The sequence below is a fragment of the Pseudoalteromonas phenolica genome, assembly GCF_005886345.1.
GTDB lineage: Bacteria > Pseudomonadota > Gammaproteobacteria > Enterobacterales > Alteromonadaceae > Pseudoalteromonas > Pseudoalteromonas phenolica_A.
The window spans coordinates 109,373-127,881 of the sequence record NZ_PNEC01000010.1 but is presented as its reverse complement, the minus strand read 5'-3'; the positions used below and the strand labels follow the sequence as shown (position 1 = coordinate 127,881).

At 42.2% G+C, this 18,509-nt stretch carries 14 protein-coding genes; 5 read left to right on the top strand and 9 right to left on the bottom strand.

Annotated elements, in window-relative coordinates; genetic code table 11:
• Positions 1–228 precede the first annotated feature (228 nt).
• Entirely contained in the window at positions 229–1,629 is a 1,401-nt protein-coding gene (locus CWB72_RS06170) for a PhoH family protein (RefSeq protein ID WP_138629975.1), read from the bottom strand.
• A 350-nt stretch (positions 1,630–1,979) separates the two neighbouring features.
• Between CWB72_RS06170 and rapA the strand changes: the two genes are divergently transcribed.
• From rapA to rluA, 5 genes are all read left to right on the top strand, one after another.
• Positions 1,980–4,874, top strand: a complete 2,895-nt coding sequence (gene rapA / locus CWB72_RS06165; protein ID WP_138629973.1) for an RNA polymerase-associated protein RapA — start codon at positions 1,980–1,982, stop codon at positions 4,872–4,874.
• A 243-nt stretch (positions 4,875–5,117) separates the two neighbouring features.
• On the top strand, positions 5,118–5,738 hold the full coding sequence (locus tag CWB72_RS06160; protein ID WP_130256312.1) for a hypothetical protein: 621 nt from the start codon (positions 5,118–5,120) through the stop codon (positions 5,736–5,738).
• Positions 5,739–5,889: 151 nt separating this feature from the next.
• Complete coding sequence (locus tag CWB72_RS06155; protein ID WP_138629971.1) at positions 5,890–6,804, top strand: DMT family transporter; 915 nt, start codon at positions 5,890–5,892, stop codon at positions 6,802–6,804.
• Between the two features lie 147 nt (positions 6,805–6,951).
• On the top strand, positions 6,952–8,820 hold the full coding sequence (locus tag CWB72_RS06150; protein WP_171037229.1) for a methyl-accepting chemotaxis protein: 1,869 nt from the start codon (positions 6,952–6,954) through the stop codon (positions 8,818–8,820).
• Positions 8,821–8,945: 125 nt separating this feature from the next.
• Positions 8,946–9,599 (top strand): bifunctional tRNA pseudouridine(32) synthase/23S rRNA pseudouridine(746) synthase RluA, encoded by a 654-nt coding sequence (gene rluA, locus CWB72_RS06145; protein ID WP_138629967.1) that lies wholly within the window; start codon positions 8,946–8,948, stop codon positions 9,597–9,599.
• Positions 9,600–9,652: 53 nt separating this feature from the next.
• Here rluA and CWB72_RS06140 read toward each other — a convergent pair whose 3' ends face one another.
• The 8 genes from CWB72_RS06140 to CWB72_RS06105 all read right to left on the bottom strand — a co-directional run bounded on the left by CWB72_RS06140 (position 9,653) and on the right by CWB72_RS06105 (position 18,435).
• Positions 9,653–10,960 (bottom strand): M20 metallopeptidase family protein, encoded by a 1,308-nt coding sequence (locus CWB72_RS06140; RefSeq protein ID WP_138629965.1) that lies wholly within the window; start codon positions 10,958–10,960, stop codon positions 9,653–9,655.
• Between the two features lie 158 nt (positions 10,961–11,118).
• Positions 11,119–11,532, bottom strand: a complete 414-nt coding sequence (locus CWB72_RS06135; protein WP_138629963.1) for a helix-turn-helix domain-containing protein — start codon at positions 11,530–11,532, stop codon at positions 11,119–11,121.
• A 165-nt stretch (positions 11,533–11,697) separates the two neighbouring features.
• Entirely contained in the window at positions 11,698–13,995 is a 2,298-nt protein-coding gene (parC, locus tag CWB72_RS06130; RefSeq protein ID WP_138567047.1) for a DNA topoisomerase IV subunit A, read from the bottom strand.
• A 113-nt stretch (positions 13,996–14,108) separates the two neighbouring features.
• On the bottom strand, positions 14,109–15,998 hold the full coding sequence (gene parE / locus CWB72_RS06125; RefSeq protein WP_138629961.1) for a DNA topoisomerase IV subunit B: 1,890 nt from the start codon (positions 15,996–15,998) through the stop codon (positions 14,109–14,111).
• A gap of 34 nt (positions 15,999–16,032) precedes the next feature.
• Positions 16,033–16,599 carry a YqiA/YcfP family alpha/beta fold hydrolase gene (locus CWB72_RS06120; protein ID WP_138629959.1) on the bottom strand — a complete coding sequence of 189 codons (567 nt, stop codon included), beginning with the start codon at positions 16,597–16,599 and terminating at the stop codon, positions 16,033–16,035.
• Complete coding sequence (locus CWB72_RS06115) at positions 16,584–17,357, bottom strand: metallophosphoesterase (protein WP_138629957.1); 774 nt, start codon at positions 17,355–17,357, stop codon at positions 16,584–16,586. The genes CWB72_RS06120 and CWB72_RS06115 overlap by 16 nt, the downstream gene beginning before the upstream one ends.
• Complete coding sequence (locus tag CWB72_RS06110) at positions 17,344–17,799, bottom strand: DUF1249 domain-containing protein (RefSeq protein ID WP_130256321.1); 456 nt, start codon at positions 17,797–17,799, stop codon at positions 17,344–17,346. Before CWB72_RS06110 ends, CWB72_RS06115 begins: the two co-directional genes overlap by 14 nt.
• 12 nt (positions 17,800–17,811) lie before the next feature.
• A complete protein-coding gene (locus tag CWB72_RS06105) occupies positions 17,812–18,435 on the bottom strand; it encodes an NUDIX domain-containing protein (RefSeq protein WP_138629955.1) in 624 nt (207 codons plus the stop codon).
• Positions 18,436–18,509: the final 74 nt, after the last annotated feature.

The window sequence follows — 18,509 nt, the reverse complement described above, 5'->3', positions numbered from 1 at the left end:
ACTGCGTTATCAATTTTCGATTTAGAACCACTAGACCTTCAAATCGATGCCTTGTCTGACAGCCAATCAATTCTCGCTGAACCTCGAATCTTGAGGTGGTTTGGGTATACTCAAACAGCCTGTATCAAAATATAGCTACGAAATAGAAACATAAAAGGATTGATTAAAACTGCTATAAAAAATGCCCACCGAGGTGAGCATTGATTTGAATGAAAAAGTTTAATTTAGCTACAGGTTTTCTTCGGCAAATGACGCCAAACGACTTCTCACCACACCGTTCAGGTTGATGGTGGCGCTACCTTCAAAATGTTTAAACCGTTCAACTAAGTAGGTCAAACCCGAGGTCACTGGGGTTAAATAATTACTGTCTATTTGTGCCAAGTTACCCGTACAAATCAGTTTTGTGCCTTCACCGCATCGAGTAATAATAGTCTTCAATTGCGAAGCCGTTAAGTTTTGGCTTTCGTCTAAAATCACCACCGCATTTTGGATACTACGGCCTCGCATAAAGTTTACTGACTTAAACTGAATGTTGGCCTTTTCCATAATGTAGTTTCGGCTTGAAATAGGACTTTCATCATTCTTGTGAAGCACCTCAAGTGTATCTGTGATGGCTGCGAGCCAAGGTGCCATTTTCTCTTCTTCCGTGCCAGGAAGAAAACCAATGCTCTCTGCGATTTCAGGCGTATTACGAGTAACAAGTACTTTGTCATAGACCTTTTTCTCAATCACCATCTCCAACGCACAGGCCAAAGCGAGGAGAGTCTTACCGCACCCGGCTGGGCCTGTCAGAATGACCAACTCTATTTCCGGGTCTAACAAGGCATCAAGTGCCATGCCTTGATAAATATTTTTCGGTGAAACGCCCCAAGCTTGTTGGTGCACAAGGCGCTCTACCCCGAGGTCTTTTAAAGTGATATGTTGACTGTCGTATCCAACTACTCGGGCTGCAAAGTGGTCTGTTTCATCAACGATGTACTCATTGCAAAATACGTCTTCTATGCGATCTTTGGGTATATGGTGCAACGTATAGCTCCCTTGCTGCTCTGAGCTACATTCGCCAACACTTTGCCAAAAATCGCCTTGGAACTTTTTAAAGCCCGTACTGAGCAACTTAATATCGTCAATAAGTTGGTCTGTTCGATAGTCTTCTACAAACTTCAGCCCGGCCCCCTTTGCTTTGAGGCGCATGTTAATGTCCTTAGTGACCAGTACAACCTTGGTATTTTTATGTTGCTGCTGTAAATGAATGGCGCAATTAATAATCCTGTGATCATTTTCATTTCCAGGCAAACCAGACACATTATCTGGAAATAAGTGGTCATTGATAATCACAAGGCGACCACAATTATCACAGTTGTGCTCTCCAGTTGTGTTAGGCAGCTTTACCCCTTCTAACATTTGCTCAGGGGAAGCATCTCTTAAAATATCTTCAAGACCGCGAATAGCAACACGTGCATCACGGCTTACATCACGTTTTCTATCCTTAATATGATCAAGCTCTTCTAAAACCGTCATGGGGACGACTACATCGTGTTCTTGGAAAGAGAGATATGCGAGGGGTTCGTGGAGTAGTACGTTAGTGTCGAGCACGTACATTTTTTTATCGACATCTTGAGCTTTTACCATAGCATCTTCCTATCATTGCATTGATACCGCGACAGTCATGGCTTTTGATGACGCTGCCATCAAAAACTCATGGCCACACTGTTAGTTTAGCCTATCTGTCATAAAAGTCTGTTTTATGACAAAAATAGACTGATGTTTGTCTTTAAGTCATGAATTTTGTTCAAACCCAATATCAATCCACCATTCAATTCTCTTCACGACATCAGAAGATTTCGACTATCTTAAAAGGCAGCCATTTATCTGCGCGCTACTAGATCCCTAAAAGCATAAAATTGCCTGAGAAACAAGATTGAATAGGCCCTTGCTTACGGTTAACATAGCCGCCTTTTTTCTGCTAAGTCGAGACAAACATGAATTTTTCCTTAGGTCAGCGCTGGATCAGTGATACTGAATCAGATTTAGGATTAGGTACCATCGTAGCTTTAGAGGGGCGACAGCTTACGATTTTATTTCCTGCCAGTGGAGAAAACCGCGTTTACTCAGTACAAGAAGCACCGGTTACCCGTGTAATTTTTAATCCCGGTGATGTTATTCGAAGTGTCGAAGAGTGGGAACTAGAGGTTGAAACCGTTGAAGAGCAAAATGGCATTCTAAGCTATCACGGTATTCGCCTCGATACAGAAGAAAAAACCACGTTAAAAGAAACGTTTTTAGACCACTTTATTAAATTTAATAAGCCACAAGATCGCTTATTCGCAGGTCAAATTGATAGATTTGACCGTTACACGTTGCGCTATAACACATGGCAACACCAGTTCACCCGTCAGCAATCGCATTTAAAGGGCCTAATTGGCCAACGTGCTAGCATTATTCCACACCAGTTGTACATCGCAGATGAAGTGGGCCAACGTCATGCGCCACGCGTTTTACTTTCAGATGAAGTAGGTTTGGGTAAAACCATCGAAGCGGGCATGATTTTACATCAGCAAATTTTAACTGGCCGTGCTAGCCGAGTACTAATTGTGGTACCCGAAAACCTTCAGCACCAATGGCTGGTTGAAATGATGCGTCGCTTCAACTTGTACTTCTCTATCTTCGATGAAGAACGTTGTGACGAAGCATTTGCCGACTCTCCAAATGTATTCGAGACTGAGCAACTGGTATTGGTGAGTCTTGAGTTCATCACTAAAAAACGCCGCTGGTTTGAACAAGCCACTTTGGCTGATTGGGATCTATTGATCATCGATGAAGCGCACCACTTAACGGTAACTAAAGAAAAGCCAAGCACAGAATACCTGCGTATTGCAGAGCTTAGCCAAGATATTCCGGGCTTAATTCTTCTAACAGCAACGCCAGACCAACTTGGCCACTACAGTCACTTTGCTCGTCTGCAACTGTTAGACCCAGATCGCTTCTACGATTACGATGCTTTTGTTGAAGAAGAAAACCACTATAAAGAAGTGGCTGATGCTGCTAATCAGCTGTTACAGCAAGGCGAGTTAGATGAAAAGAATCAGACGACTTTACAGACTCTGTTAAAGGAAACTGACATCACTGAATTACTTGCCAAAGCGCAAAGTGGTGATGACGTAGCAAAGCAAGAAATCTTGTCGATGCTATTAGACCGCCACGGTACAGGTCGTATTTTATTCCGTAATAGCCGCAGTGGTATTGATGGTTACCCAAGCCGTAAATTACATAGCTACCCGGTTGAGTTACCTAAGCAATACAAAACAGCTATGTCTGTGATGGGCAATATGGGTGGCATTCAAACACCTGAAAAATCTGCATTACGCGCCCTGTTCCCTGAAAAAATCTTCCAAGAGTTTGAAGGTGCTGGTAGTAGCTGGGCGGGTTTTGATCCGCGAGTTGAGTGGTTAATTGCCAAACTCAAAGAGCTTAAGCACGAAAAGGTGTTGTTGATCTGTGCCGAAGCACAAACTGCTATCAACCTTGAACAAATTTTACGTGAGCGCGAAGCCATTAAATCAGCCGTTTTCCACGAAGGCATGAGCATTGTTGAACGTGACCGTGCAGCAGCTTACTTCGCCGACGAATACGACAGTGCGCAAGTATTACTATGTTCTGAAATTGGTTCTGAAGGCCGTAACTTCCAATTCTCACATAACATTGTACTGTTCGATTTACCGCTCAACCCAGACTTACTAGAGCAGCGTATTGGTCGTCTTGACCGCATTGGTCAGAAGTTCGACATCAATATTCATGTGCCTTACTTTGAAAATACCGCGCAAGAAGTGTTATTGCGCTGGTACCATGAAGGCCTAGATGCATTCGAAACCACCAGCACAACGGGACAGCTTCTTTACAAAGAGTTCAGCGATGACTTATTAGAGTTTATCAGCGAGCATAACTGTGACGAAGAAGAGCTAGACCCACTTTTAGAGCAAGCTGCAAAACAGAATGCTCAACTGCGTAAACAAATGGAACAAGGTCGTGACCGCTTATTAGAGCTTCATTCGAGTGGCCAAGGTAAATCAGATGCATTAGCTGCTGAAATTGAACAACTTGATGACGATGTTGTGCTACCTGCTTACATGATCAATGTGTTTGATATGTTTGGTGTAAACCAAGAAGATAAAGGCGAAAACACCATTATCTTGAAGCCAACAGAGCACATGCTTAACCCGTCTTTCCCGTGTTTGCGCGATGATGGCATTACGGTAACGTTTGACCGTGCAACCTCCCTTTCTCAAGAAGATGCCCAGTTTATCAGTTGGGATCACCCTATGGTACAAGGCACCATGGACATGATCTGTGATGATGACTTTGGTTGTGCGTCTGTAGCACTACTTAAAAACAAAAAGCTGCCTGCAGGGACCTTCTTTGTTGAGTTAATTTTTGTTGCTGAGGCCTCTGCACCAAAAGTGTTGCAAGTTGGTCGTTTCTTACCGCCAACACCTATTCGTGTATTACTTGATAAAGCAGGCAATAACTTAGCTGAAAATGTGGCCTTCGATGCATTCAACAATCAGCTTTCTGCAGTTGGCCGCCAAACGGGTAGTAAATTGGCAAATGCTTTACAAGCTGCGATCCACCCACTCATTACTAAAGCGAATGAATTGGCGGGTGCTGAGTTAGTGACGCTAAAAGCGGCTGCACAAAAAAAAATGCAAACGTCGTTAAACGAAGAGCAAGGTCGTCTTGTGGCACTAAAATCAATCAACCCGAATATTCGTGATGAAGAAATTCAGGTCTTCGATAAGCAAAAAGCGCAATTAGATGAGTTTATTGAAAAAGCGCAATTGAAACTTGATGCGATCCGCTTAATTGTGGTGTCTCACTAAGTTCCTGTGAGGTCAGCCAACGGCTGGCCTCTATTTCTTCCCTGCTTAAACTTCCTACATAACTTTCAAACAGGTATTACTGTCTCTTCAAAAGCTAAAGAATATGTTGGACAAGCAGAAAGTTGATGATTTCTCATCGTAAATTTACCTTTTACTGTTTACCCTATCCAGATACAATTTTATTATGCTTTTAACAATATTCTCAATCAAATGAGACTGACAACAAACTTCTGGGGATGGGCGATGATTTTTCAAACTAAAAAAGCACGGGCAAATATCATCAAAGTTTTATTTGAATCTGGGTTAATCGTATTTAGCGTACTGTTAGCTTTATTTTTAAGTGAAATGCATTCGCAAGTTAAAAAAGATCAAGAAAGAGTGCGCGCCTTACAACTAATCAAAGCAGAGCTCACCGCTAACAAAGTACTATTAGAGCAATGGCAGCCTTACCATAGGGAAATTTTAAAACGTGTTGAGTTAGCAATATCTTCTCCATCATTGTCCGTAGAAATCACTGAACAACGTAATTTTATTTTAACACTTATGCCCAATGGCTTGGTGCAAGAAATGTTACGAAATGCAGCTTGGGATGCACTCAAACAATCTGGCATATCATCAAATATGCAAATTGAAACCATTTCCTCTTTAGCTGCGTTGTATAATTTACAAGCCGTCAGTATAGAAGCTACATTATTTCGTTTAAGTGATATTTTTTATACACGAGAGTCAGTTGGAAAAGGTAACCTAGAAGAAACCCTCTATTTAATGAGAAATTTACTCCAAGAGCTTATAGCTCAAGAGCAATTCATGATTGAGATTTATGAGGAAGGAATTACTGACATAAGTGAACAGCTTAACCGCTAACATTAACTTTAATCTCCAATGGTTAGATACTAGCAGGTTTTACCTTCCGATATTTAAACCATTATAGATATTTTTCTGTCTCTATTAAGAATATATGATATAAGTTTTGCCCAATTTTAAAGTGAAAATAACAAACATCCAAAGGAATACCATGCACTCTTTGCAGCAGTCAGAAAATTCGAATGATGTGCCTGTTGTTCTTGCACTTGTCACCGCTATGCTATTTTGGGGGGCGAGTTGGATCTCAGGAAAAATTATTGCCGATATGGCACCTGCAAAACTCACTGTTTTTTACCGCTTAGCGTTGGCCACAGTCAGTATGCTTCCCATTCTTTTTTTTGTACATAAGTTGAAACTGGTAAAATTACGTTTTTCTCAGCCTGCAATGCTATGGTCTTTACCTGCTGGGCTGCTACTCGCCGGGTATAATCAATTATTCTTTCTTGGTTTACATGATGGCTTACCCGGTAAAGGGGGTATGTTGGTGACTACCATAAATCCCATTATGACCTTTGCATTAGCCGCTATTTTCAATCAACAAAAATTTAAAACTCTACAAATGCTTGGTATGTTACTTGGCCTTTTAGGTGGCATGATGATGATTGAGATTTGGCACTTTGACCATCAACAAGTGTTTGCCTCTGGTAACTTATTTTTTATTCTAGCCGCACTCAGTTGGGCATTTTTAACCTTAGTCAGCCAACGCGGGACACAATTTGCCGACTTTATGACCTTTAGTGCGTTAATGTATTTATGGGCAAGTATATTGAGTTATATTTTCGCTATCGAACACTCTCCCTTTAGCTCTATATCACACTACCCGGCCTTGTATTGGCAACACATGCTGTTCTTATCTGTGATTGTGGTCAGTATCGCCACCAGCGTGTTCTTTTTGGCGAATCAGAAGATTGGACCTAGCCGGTCTAGCTCTTTCATTTTTGTTGTTCCCGTTACGGCGATGGGATTATCAGTTTGGTACTTTGACGAAACTATCCCATTAAGCGTTGCATTTGGGGGCGCGTTTGCGCTTGCTGCTGTTTACCTAATTAATACTAGCAAACAATAGGTGGCTCTTTCATTTAGGTTACTCATAGAGTTAGGTTGAGTTTTATGAATTTAAACCCTAGACTTTAGTAGGTTTAAATCATAATTGAATTAGCAATTATCATACAATAATAAAAACATGACTGGCCTTAGGCCTTTGGAGCTATGTGTGAAGTTTAAACACAAGATTATAGTCATATCCTCGCTGGTACTATTACTCGCACTTACTGTGCTATCAGTGAAACAGTATTTCTCCCTCAAAAATAACCTTGAAACACAAGTTGAGCAAAGTGTTTCTGAAATCATTCAAGGGATTAGCAATACGGTTACTGCACAAATGCAAGGTAGTGCGGATCTTGCAAGCTTAACCACTGACTTAGTTGCCGAAGTAGGCAGTTTGGACGAAGCAGCCCCACTATTAGGCCAGAGAAAGTTACAGCAAGAATTTATTTTAATTGGCTATGGTGAAGAGCGCACAGGCAAATATGTTGCTAGCGACCCAAGCTGGAACCCTGGTCCAACATGGGACCCAAGAAAGCGTCCTTGGTATCAGGATGCTAAAAACGCTAACAAGCTTATTATTACTGCCCCATATGCCGATTCTGTATCAAAAGAAATTCTCGTTTCAATTGGCACGCCAGTTAAAAAGTCGGGTCAATTTCATGGCGCTATATTCTTTGATGTTAGCCTAGCTAAGCTCAGCAACATGATTAACTCATTCAACCTGTTTGACGCAGGTTTCGCCTTTATGGTGAGTAAAGAGGGGACCATAATTTCTCACCCCGATAGCAAGTTAAATGGTGAAAAAGCCTCTAAGTTCTTAGGCGATACTCAATTTAGACAAACTATGCAAAGCATTGAGCTCAATGGCAAAGAGCACATACTGGTGTTTCAACAAGTCGAAGGGTTTAACTGGCTGGTTGGTGTGGCGCTAGAAAAAGACAAAATATTTACTGCTATTGATAACCTTACCAGTGACTCAATTACTTTCACTATTTTGTTCGTAGTTATTGGTGTCGTGCTACTTTCTCTTGTTATTAATATTCTACTTAAACCGCTAGAAGATATTAACGACGCTATGGCCAATATTGCAAAAGGCAATGCTGACTTAACAGTTCGCCTAAACACAGATAGTGACCCCGAGTTTGCAGAATTGGCAGAAAACTTCAACTTATTTACTGCGCGATTACAGGGGATAATTGAGCAAACTCAAAACCTTGGCAGAGAAATTTTAGCTGATGCAAAACAGGCTTCAAATGATGCAAACCAATCTCGTCAAGATATCTCTCGTCAGGTGAATGCGCTAAGCGCTTTAGTTGAAGCAACAGCAAGCATGTCAGATACTGAACAACGTGTTGCTAATACAGCTCAAGAAGCAGCTTCTGCGATTCAAAATACCGATACAGCGGCGCAAGATGGTCAAAAAGTTGTGTCTGACACCACTAGTTCAATCACACAACTTTCAGAGCAAATCAGTGATGCTGTAAACGTCGTGAATGAGCTTGAGGTCTCGACCAGTGGTATCGAACAAATTCTTTCTGTGATCAATGGCATTGCCGAACAAACTAACCTATTAGCTCTAAATGCAGCAATCGAAGCTGCTCGTGCAGGTGAGTCGGGTAGAGGCTTTGCTGTCGTAGCTGACGAAGTGAGAACACTTGCTCAACGTACGCAAGAAGCAACAACAGAAATAAAGTCGATGATTGACCAGTTACAAGCTGGCGCTATCAGTGCTGTGCAAGTGATGAAGCAAAGTCAGCAAGTAGTACAAACCACTGTTGGCAAAGCTGATGATACCAAACATGCCCTTGACGCAATTCGAGATTCAATTGCACATATTGTTGATTTAAACATGCAAATTGCCAACATGCTGCACGAACAAAGGCAAGTAGTCACCGATGTAAACGACAATGCTTCTGAAATTCGCATCATCTCAGATACCGTTCTCTCACAAGCAACCAACGTTGACCAAACCATGCAATCGCAATTTGATAAGATTGCCCATCAAGAAGATATGCTCGAGCAGTTTAAAGTTTAGTAATTTGCTCAAACTTTAGAGTTGTAAACAGACCCTTTTGGGTCTGTTTTTGTATGTGAAGTTAACTCGCTTATTACCTTTGCCTTAGGGTAGAATAGCGCCCTTGCTAAAAACGAGGTATTACTGTGCTACTTAACTATGCTCCCCCACTAGACCCATATTTAGATATTCTGTATCAAGATGACGATATGTTGGTTATCAATAAGCCCAGTGGATTGTTAACAGTACCCGGTAAAGACCCGAAACATGCAGATTGTGCAATATCTCGTGTCAACCGTGTTTTCCCAAGTGCACGAATTGTGCACCGCTTAGATATGGCAACCTCGGGCGTGCTGTGTTTAGCTATGCACAAAGAAGCCCATCGTTTTTTAAGCATTCAATTTCAAGATAGATTAACCAATAAGTATTACATTGCTCGTGTACATGGAAAATTAGCGCAGCCTAAAGGCTCTGTTGATTTGCCCTTGACCTGTGACTGGCCAAATAGACCTAAGCAAATGGTGTGTCATGAAAGTGGTAAGCCATCACTAACCCATTATAAGGTGTTAGCGTATGAGGCAGATGCAACACGTGTGAAACTCACTCCTATCACGGGTCGTTCACATCAGCTGCGCGTTCATATGCTATCACTGGGTCATGTCATTTTAGGTGACAGGTTATATGCTAAAGATGAAGCACTAACGGCAGCAAACCGTTTACAGCTGCATGCCGAGATGTTGCAAATTGCGCACCCTCGTACTGAAGAGATGATGACTTTTACCGCACCAGCGCCTTTTTAATAAAATAGCCGCAGATAATCTTGCGGCCCTTTTATATTTTAACGAATTAAAAACTACTGTTTAAAAAGATCAAGTGCACTCGCTGTCATGGCTCTTACACCCGTATTAACTGCCAATTCATAATCTGGTGCAAACTTGCTCGAGTGTAATGAAGGTAGAGGCTCACCAGTTTTCATTGCGGCTTGATAGCTGCTTGGCTCAACCCCGCCTAACCAAAAAATGGTAATTGGAATGTTTTCTTCAGTACGGCCAAATAAACCAAAGTCTTCGCCCGCCATAACAGGCTCAGCTTTGACAACCTGCGAGTCACCTAACTCCTGTTTAATGCTCTTCGTCATACGAGTTGCAAGTTCAGGGTTATTATAAGTTGATGGAATAGACTCAGATTCATGTACCAGCACTTCAGGATAAAGCGACTCTTCTAATCCAGCACTTTGCGCAATGCCAGCAGTTAATCGCTTGATCGCGGCAATTTGTTGCTCGCGAACCGCAGGATCATACGAGCGTAGCGTTAACTGCAATTTCACTTCATTTGAAATAATATTGTGCTTTGAGCCACCATGAATTGAACCGACTGTGATAACAGATGGTTTAAGCGGTGAAATTTCTCGGCTGGTTATGGTTTGCAGACCTAAAACAATGCGAGATGCTAATACCACAGGATCGATAGTGGTATGTGGGTAAGCACCATGTCCGCCTTTGCCTTTGACTGAAATATCCACCGAATCCACGTTTGCTAAAGCATAACCTGGTGCGATTGCTACCTGCCCTGCAGGAAGCGATGCACTGGTATGTAAACCCAATATATAATCAGGCTTTGCAAACTGCTTAAATAACCCCTCTTTGATCATGGCCTTGGCACCGCCACCGACTTCTTCAGCAGGCTGAGCAACCATCATCAGCGTCCCTTGCCATTGGTCTTTGTGCTTCATCAGCTGTTCAGCAGTACCGATCATACTGGTCATGTGAATATCGTGAGCACAGCCATGCATAACACCGACCTGATTATTATGCTTGTCTAACACTGTTACTTTTGACGCATAAGGTTTACCGGTTTCCTCTACAATAGGAAGACCATCTGTATCAGCGCGGATCATCACAGTTGGGCCGTTACCATTTCTATATAAACCAACTACGCCAAAGCCACCCACATTGCTAGTCACGTCAAAGCCAAGCAGTTCTAGCTCTTTGGCCAAACGTTTGCCTGTTTGCTCTTCTTGATAGGACAACTCTGGATTCTGATGCAGGTGTAAATAAAGCTGATTGAGTTTGGGTAAGCTTTGTTGAACCGATTTATCTAAATCTAGGGCGTGAATATTAGCACTGAGTAATAAGGCTAAGCTAAGAGTCAGTTTTTTCATTTTTTGCTTTTATCTTGTGTAATAAGTGAGCATTAAACTTATCAGTTTCAGTCGTTCTTCGCCAATAGCAACTGGTCTAATAATCACTTTAGAAACTGATAGCACGTAATGAATTAAGTGTGCTCAGCATCACACCAAATACTGTATTCATCGCCAAGTCATAAACAAAAATTAAAAAAGTATCCGACTCCTAACATAATGATGCCGCCCGCCAGTGCTGGCTGACTTATTAAGCCTAGTATACAGAATACATAACCACTTATGTGGCAAGTAAACAACGCCCGAACTGTCGCACGTTTTGACGGCGTTAAATTGAGATAATTTAAAGCAAACCAACATCTGACCCACAGTGGCGCAGCTTGCCATAACTCTTCTTGTGTTTTCATATCTAACCTCGTTTGTTGCAATGTATCTACATCTACTTCCAAAACAGAGGCAAGGCATTTTAATGATTCCAAACTGGCATTATGGCCGCTTTCAATTCGCTGAATTGAACGAACATTGAGACGAGACATTTCAGATAACTGCCCTTGGGCTAAATGTCGACTGACTCTTAATTGTTTTATAACCATTATTTCTTGTTTCCTTGCTTCCAACGTGATCACTATGAACAAAGTACAGCAACTCAACCACGACTTTTACCCGACACGAAATTTTATCTTTATAATTCAGTTAATTAACCAATACGATTAGCCATTAAAAAAGCCCGCAATTGCGGGCTTTCAAAACTTAGACGCTTACTCTGAGCTTTCTGACGGGGCTTCTTCAATAGGCTCCGCTTTGGTAAACTCAATTTCGTATTCATCAACACGTTGAAGCCCTCTTGGTAGTTTATTACCACGACGACCACGCTCACCATAATAATGTTCTAAATCACTAGGCTTAAGAGTTAGTTTGCGCTTACCTGCATGCAATGTAACCGATGCACCATCTGGCACACACGCGAGTACTTTTACAAACTCTTCACGCGCTTGTACTTTCGCACTTGGAATAGAAATGATCTTATTACCTTTACCTTTAGCCAGTTTAGGTAAATCACGCAGTGGGAAAATAAGCATTCGACCTTCATTCGAAATTGCCATACAACGATCTGTTGCAACATCATTCACAGAAATAGGTGCTATGAGCTCAGCTCCTTTCGGCACGGTTACTAGCGCTTTACCATTTTTATTCTTACTGACTAAGTCATTGAAGCCTGTAATAAAGCCATAACCGCCATCAGTTGCCATCAAGTAAAGCTCTTCTTCTTCACCCATCACCACATGTTCAAATGTCGCGCCGCCCGCTAAGCTAAAGCGACCAGTCATTGGTTCACCTTGACTTCTGGCTGACGGTAAGCTGTGGGCATCAGTCGCAAACGCGCGCCCAGTACTGTCTAAGAATACGGCTGGTTGGTTGCTCTTACCCCTTGCCGAGGCTTTATATTCATCACCTGATCGATAGTTCAAGCCTTCTGCATCAATATCATGGCCTTTAGCAACACGCGCCCAACCTTTTTCAGAGAGTACAACAGTCACAGCTTCTGAAGGAATTAAGTCTTTTTCACTTAACGCTTTTGATTCACCACGCTCAACCACTGGCGAGCGACGTTCATCGCCATAGAGCTCTGCGGCTTCTTGAATTTCTTTTTTCATCAAAGTAGACATACGACGCTCCGAGCCAAGCGTAAGCTCTAGCTTGTCACGCTCTGCCGCAAGTTCATCTTGCTCGCCTTTGATTTTCATCTCTTCTAACTTCGCTAAATGACGAAGCTTTAGATCAAGAATGGCTTCAGCTTGCTTGTCTGATAATCCAAAGCGCGACATCAACTCTGCTTTTGGATTATCTTCATTACGGATAATTTCAATGACTTCATCGATGTTTAAGAAGGCAATCATTAAACCTTCTAAAATATGCAGTCGAGCTAACACTTTATCTAAACGATACTGCAAACGACGACGTACTGTTTCACGGCGGAACACAAGCCATTCCGCTAAGATTGAGCGTAAATCTTTAACTTGCGGTCTGCCATCCAAGCCAATCATGTTTAAGTTAACACGATAGCTTTTCTCTAAATCTGTGGTTGCAAATAAGTGCGCCATCAGAGGATCGACTTTAACTCGATTTGAACGAGGTACAATCACAATGCGTGTTGGGTTTTCATGATCTGATTCATCGCGAAGGTCTGCAACCATAGGCAGCTTTTTCGCTGTCATCTGCGCTGCAATTTGCTCTAATACTTTAGCGCCCGAACACTGATGCGGTAAGGCAGTGATCACCACTTCTCCTTGCTCTTCAGTGTAAACCGCACGCATTTTTATTGAGCCTTTACCCGTGGTGTAGATTTTCTGAATATCCGCTTTTGGCGTGATAATTTCAGCATCAGTTGGGTAGTCAGGTGCTTGAACGAGCTCTAACAACTCTTCCAAGGTTGTTTTTGGTTTATCAAGTAATGTACAACAGGCAGAAGCTAACTCTCGAACATTATGTGGCGGTATATCTGTCGCCATACCTACCGCAATACCCGTTACGCCATTAAGTAATATATGAGGTAAACGCGCTGGCAGCACTTGAGGTTCGTTCATGGTGCCGTCGAAATTAGGGGTCCAATCAACTGTACCTTGGCCAAGTTCTTTTAATAGCACTTCTGAGAATTTAGATAATCGGGCTTCAGTATAACGCATGGCCGCGAACGACTTAGGATCGTCCGCAGCCCCCCAGTTACCTTGACCATCAACGAGCGGGTATCGGTATGAGAACGGCTGCGCCATTAATACCATGGCTTCGTAACACGCGCTGTCACCGTGAGGGTGGTATTTACCCAGTACATCACCGACTGTACGTGCTGATTTTTTATACTTAGCAGCAGCTGAAAGACCCAGCTCACTCATCGCATACACAATACGACGTTGCACTGGCTTTAAACCATCACCAATATGTGGCAGTGCACGGTCCATGATCACGTACATGGAATAATTGAGGTAGGCGTCTTCGGTAAAACGCCCCATAGTTTGTTGTTCTATGCCCTGTAAGGACAAGGTTTGCGGATCTGTCATATCGCGCCCTATTGTTATTATCTTTATACGCTTTCATTGATTGAAATGAACAAAACGTACAAAGCCGCTAATGATTATATCGTTTAGCGGCTACTCAATTTTAAAATCTACTCTTAAACTTCGGCTCTGTCGCCATGCTCTTCAAGCCATGATTTACGGTCACCCGAGCGCTTTTTCGCGAGCAGCATATCCATCATTTCAATGGTGTGCTCTTCTTCGTCTAGCGTCAGCTGTACTAGACGGCGCGTATTTGGATCCATAGTCGTTTCACGTAACTGCATTGGGTTCATCTCACCCAGACCTTTGAATCGCTGTACGTTCACTTTACCGCGTTTTTTCTCGGCTTCAATTCTATCTAAAATACCACGCTTTTCGTCTTCATCGAGTGCGTAATAAACTTCTTTACCAATGTCGATACGGAATAATGGCGGCATTGCCACATACACATGGCCCGCTTTGACTAGGGTCGGAAAATGCTTAACAAATAGCGCACACAAGAGTGTTGCAATGTGTAATCCATCCGAGTCAGCATCGGCAAGAATACAAATTTTGCCATATCGCAGGCCCGATAAATCAGTTGAATCAGGGTCGATACCTAAAGCGACTGAAATATCATGTACTTCTTGAGAAGCTAGAATTTGCCCTGATTCAACTTCCCAGGTATTTAGGATTTTACCGCGCAGCGGCATGATAGCTTGGAATTCACGGTCTCGGGCCTGCTTCGCAGAACCGCCCGCCGAGTCACCCTCTACTAGAAATAGCTCTGAACGCTCCGTTTCACTGCCCGAACAGTCGGTTAGCTTACCCGGTAATGCAGGACCTGATGTGACCTTTTTACGCACCACTTTTTTCGCTGCGCGCATCCGCTTTTGCGCATTGCTGATACACAATTCTGCCAGTAACTCAGCCGTTTCTGTGTGCTCATTTAACCATAAACTAAAGGCATCTTTTACAATGCCCGACACAAAGGTCGCACATGAACGAGAAGATAGCTTTTCTTTGGTTTGACCTGCAAATTGTGGGTCTTGCATCTTCACCGATAATACGTAGCTACATTTATCCCAGATATCGTCTGGAGTTAGCTTAACACCTCGGGGCAATAAATTACGGAATTCACAAAACTCACGCATGGCCTCTAGTAGGCCTTGGCGAAGACCATTTACATGGGTACCACCCTGTGCTGTTGGGATAAGGTTTACATAGCTTTCGGTGATCAGCTCACCACCCTCAGGCAACCAATGCAAAGCCCAATCAACCCCTTCAGTAGAGCCACTAAAGCTGCCAGTAAAAGGAGATTTTGGTAATACTTCGAAACCACTTGCTGCGTCTTTTAGGTAATCTTCAAGACCGGCTTCATAGTGCCATTCTTGCGTTTCTTTTGTTTGCTTATTGATAAAGCGAATGCGTAAACCTGGGCATAATACCGCTTTGGCTTTTAGTAAGTGATTAAGCTTAGATAAAGAGAAGTTTGCTGAATCGAAGTAACTTGCATCAGGCCAAAAGTGTACTGAAGTACCTGTATTGCGCTTACCTACCGTGCCCGTGACTTCTAGGTCTTGTACTTTATCGCCGTTTTCAAATGCCATTTCATAGACTTGAGCATCACGACGAACGCTAATTTCAACACGTGTTGATAAGGCATTTACGACTGAAATACCTACCCCGTGTAGACCACCTGAAAACTGATAATTTTTGTTTGAGAACTTACCACCAGCATGCAGTTTAGTCAGGATCAGTTCTACCCCAGGAATACCTTCTTCAGGGTGAATATCAATTGGCATACCTCGGCCATCATCGATAACCTCTAATGAGTTATCTTCATGCAGGATGACGTCAATCTTGGTTGCGTGGCCAGCTAATGCTTCATCAACACTGTTATCTATTACTTCTTGGCCTAAATGGTTAGGTCGAGTGGTATCGGTGTACATTCCCGGGCGACGTTTTACAGGCTCTAACCCGTTTAAAACTTCTATCGCTTCGGCATTATAATTCTGCTGGCTCATGGCTTAATTCTTTATCTTTTTTATTCGTTTTGTTTTACGTGATTTTAAGAAATTTGGCAACGGTGTCAAAGTAACGCTCAAAACCCATAAAACTGTGATCACCGGCAAACTCTACATGTTGCTCGCATTGTTTAAAATAATCAACTGCTTGCTCAAATGGCAAAACTTCATCTCCCATTTGCTGAAGCAACATTACCTTATCTGGATTAGGAAGATGAGTCATAAATAGTGATTGTAAGGCAGAAACATGCTCTAAGGTCAGTTCGTAGTGCATGCCCTGGTAGGGATTATACTGCGGTCCCAAGTAATCTGCTAATAATTCAAAAGGCTTAACTGCCGGATTAATCACAACTGCTTTAATATTATGCAGCTGCGACAAATAGGACGCATAATATCCACCCAGAGAACTACCCAACAACACCGTATACTGGTCAATCAGCTGTGTTAGCTGAATGATGGCAACTCTGGGATCAAAGTGTAATCTCGGTGAGATGTACTCAATATCAGGATAATGCCTTGATACCCATTGTCCAAACTGCTGTGCTTTAAATGACTTCTCTGAGCTATTAAACCCGTGAATATAAATTACGCGTTTAACCATATCACCTCTGTTTTAAACGCTGAACGAGAGAACTCAATTATTCTGACTGCGGGCCCCAAATTTTTCTGCTGCCAATCTGGCGTTGCTTTTGAAAACTGAATCGAGGTTGCCGGTGTTGCTAAAACAGGCATCTCTCTGTAGCTTTGCGAGTAATCGTTATGCACATGGCCGTGAATAAGCGCTTTTACTTTTTCACTATTAACCAAAGCATTTAATAGCTGCGGCCCATTTTCTAAAATATGTTTATCTAAATAGCCATTGATTGGCAATGGATGGTGATGACATAGCGCGAGTACATGGTGTTCAGTTTCATACAAATGCGTGTTTAATTCTTCTAGGTGGCTATGCGTACACCAACCTGCTGGAGTTTGACCTTTAGAATTTAGTAGTAATACTTCAATGCCATCTGCAACTAGTTTTTTATATGGCAGTATTTGGGTATTTTCAATCGCCGCATACTCACTGGGCTCATCATGATTACCAGGCAACCAAAACACCGGACAAGTTAAATCACTTTGAGCAAGCAGTTCAGAAAATAATTGATAAGACTCTGCAGTATGATCTTGGGTAATATCCCCCCCAAATATTGCCGCATCTAATTGCTGTGTAGAGAGGAATTCGAACGTCGCAGCTAAATTATTCGCGGTATTAACAGAAAAATACTCACCTTCTTTATTTGCAAATAAGTGACAGTCAGTAAAGTGAGCAAGTTTTAAATGACGAGCATCAAAGGTATAAGCTTGTTCAAACCATGCCATTGTTTACATCCCAGTTTAAAGGTACTCGGCCACTTTCTAAACATGCCATCAGCCAGTCACCTAAAAAAGCATTCAGCTGATATTTTTCATCTTTGTGATGCATGCTCGGATTTGGGTAACCGTAAGAGGGCTTAATACGTTGGTGAAAATCATGATGCACCACTTCTGCCACTTTCGCATCATGATATAGGCGCACAGCGATATCTAATTCGGGTAGATAGTCGCTGATCGTGGAGGTTTGTTTAATCGAGATATCCGTGGTGTATTTTGCGCAGTCATCAATGTGCAATTCATAACTGGCATTGGCTAATACGATTTTTCTCTTTTCACCCACCACTTCTTCAGGTAATACTTTTAACGCGCGTAAGTAGTTACGCTCACATAAGGTAATATACTTAGGGAGTGATTGAATATACGCTTGCCTAGTAACCACATTACTCAACTGTGCACCTCTTTACTCTGCCTGCCACTTTGCCAACATACGGGCTTTATTTAACGCTAACCATTGTAGACTAATCACAGTCGCAGCGTTATCAATTTCTCCACTGTTTAGGCGTGCAATCGCTTCATCATAGGGCATAACATGCACTTTGATATCTTCATCTTCGTTATCTAAGCCATAGATACCACCTGCTTTAGATAAATCTGTTTTCGCCAGATATAAATATAATCGCTCAGTGGTGCCACCTGGACTAGATAAATAAGATGTCATAAATTCAAGTTCTTGCAGTTCTAAACCGGCCTCTTCTTTGGCTTCTTTACGAACCACTTCTTCATAGTCAGTCGACCCCTCAGCCATGCCTGCAATACACTCTAATAACCAAGGAGACTCTTTTGTTGCAAGCGCCCCTATGCGAATTTGTTCAATTAATAAAACAGAGTCAGTTGATGCATCATAGGGCAACACAGCTACAGCATGGCCACGCTCTAAAATTTCTCGACGAACGGTTTGACTCATGCTGCCTGAAAACAAAGCATGGTTAAATTTGTAAGCATGGATCTTAAAAAAGCCATTAAAAACAGGCTCAATGGATGTAATTTTTACATCTTTTTTATCAAACTGGTTCAACGATTTCATAAAAATCCTCTTTTAAAATAAATAAATAGCCTGCAAATAATAACGGTTATAGAAGTTTTATATTCTGTTACACT

Coding starts and splice junctions, on each gene's coding strand:
- CWB72_RS06140 (WP_138629965.1), bottom strand. CDS start 10,960: ATGAAAAAACTGACTCTTAGCTTAGCCTTATTACTCAGTGCTAATATT.
- CWB72_RS06115 (WP_138629957.1), bottom strand. CDS start 17,357: ATGGCATGGTTTGAACAAGCTTATACCTTTGATGCTCGTCATTTAAAA.
- CWB72_RS06170 (WP_138629975.1), bottom strand. CDS start 1,629: ATGGTAAAAGCTCAAGATGTCGATAAAAAAATGTACGTGCTCGACACT.
- parC (WP_138567047.1), bottom strand. CDS start 13,995: ATGACAGATCCGCAAACCTTGTCCTTACAGGGCATAGAACAACAAACT.
- CWB72_RS06120 (WP_138629959.1), bottom strand. CDS start 16,599: ATGGTTAAACGCGTAATTTATATTCACGGGTTTAATAGCTCAGAGAAG.
- rapA (WP_138629973.1), top strand. CDS start 1,980: ATGAATTTTTCCTTAGGTCAGCGCTGGATCAGTGATACTGAATCAGAT.
- CWB72_RS06135 (WP_138629963.1), bottom strand. CDS start 11,532: ATGGTTATAAAACAATTAAGAGTCAGTCGACATTTAGCCCAAGGGCAG.
- CWB72_RS06160 (WP_130256312.1), top strand. CDS start 5,118: ATGATTTTTCAAACTAAAAAAGCACGGGCAAATATCATCAAAGTTTTA.
- parE (WP_138629961.1), bottom strand. CDS start 15,998: ATGAGCCAGCAGAATTATAATGCCGAAGCGATAGAAGTTTTAAACGGG.
- CWB72_RS06105 (WP_138629955.1), bottom strand. CDS start 18,435: ATGAAATCGTTGAACCAGTTTGATAAAAAAGATGTAAAAATTACATCC.
- CWB72_RS06155 (WP_138629971.1), top strand. CDS start 5,890: ATGCACTCTTTGCAGCAGTCAGAAAATTCGAATGATGTGCCTGTTGTT.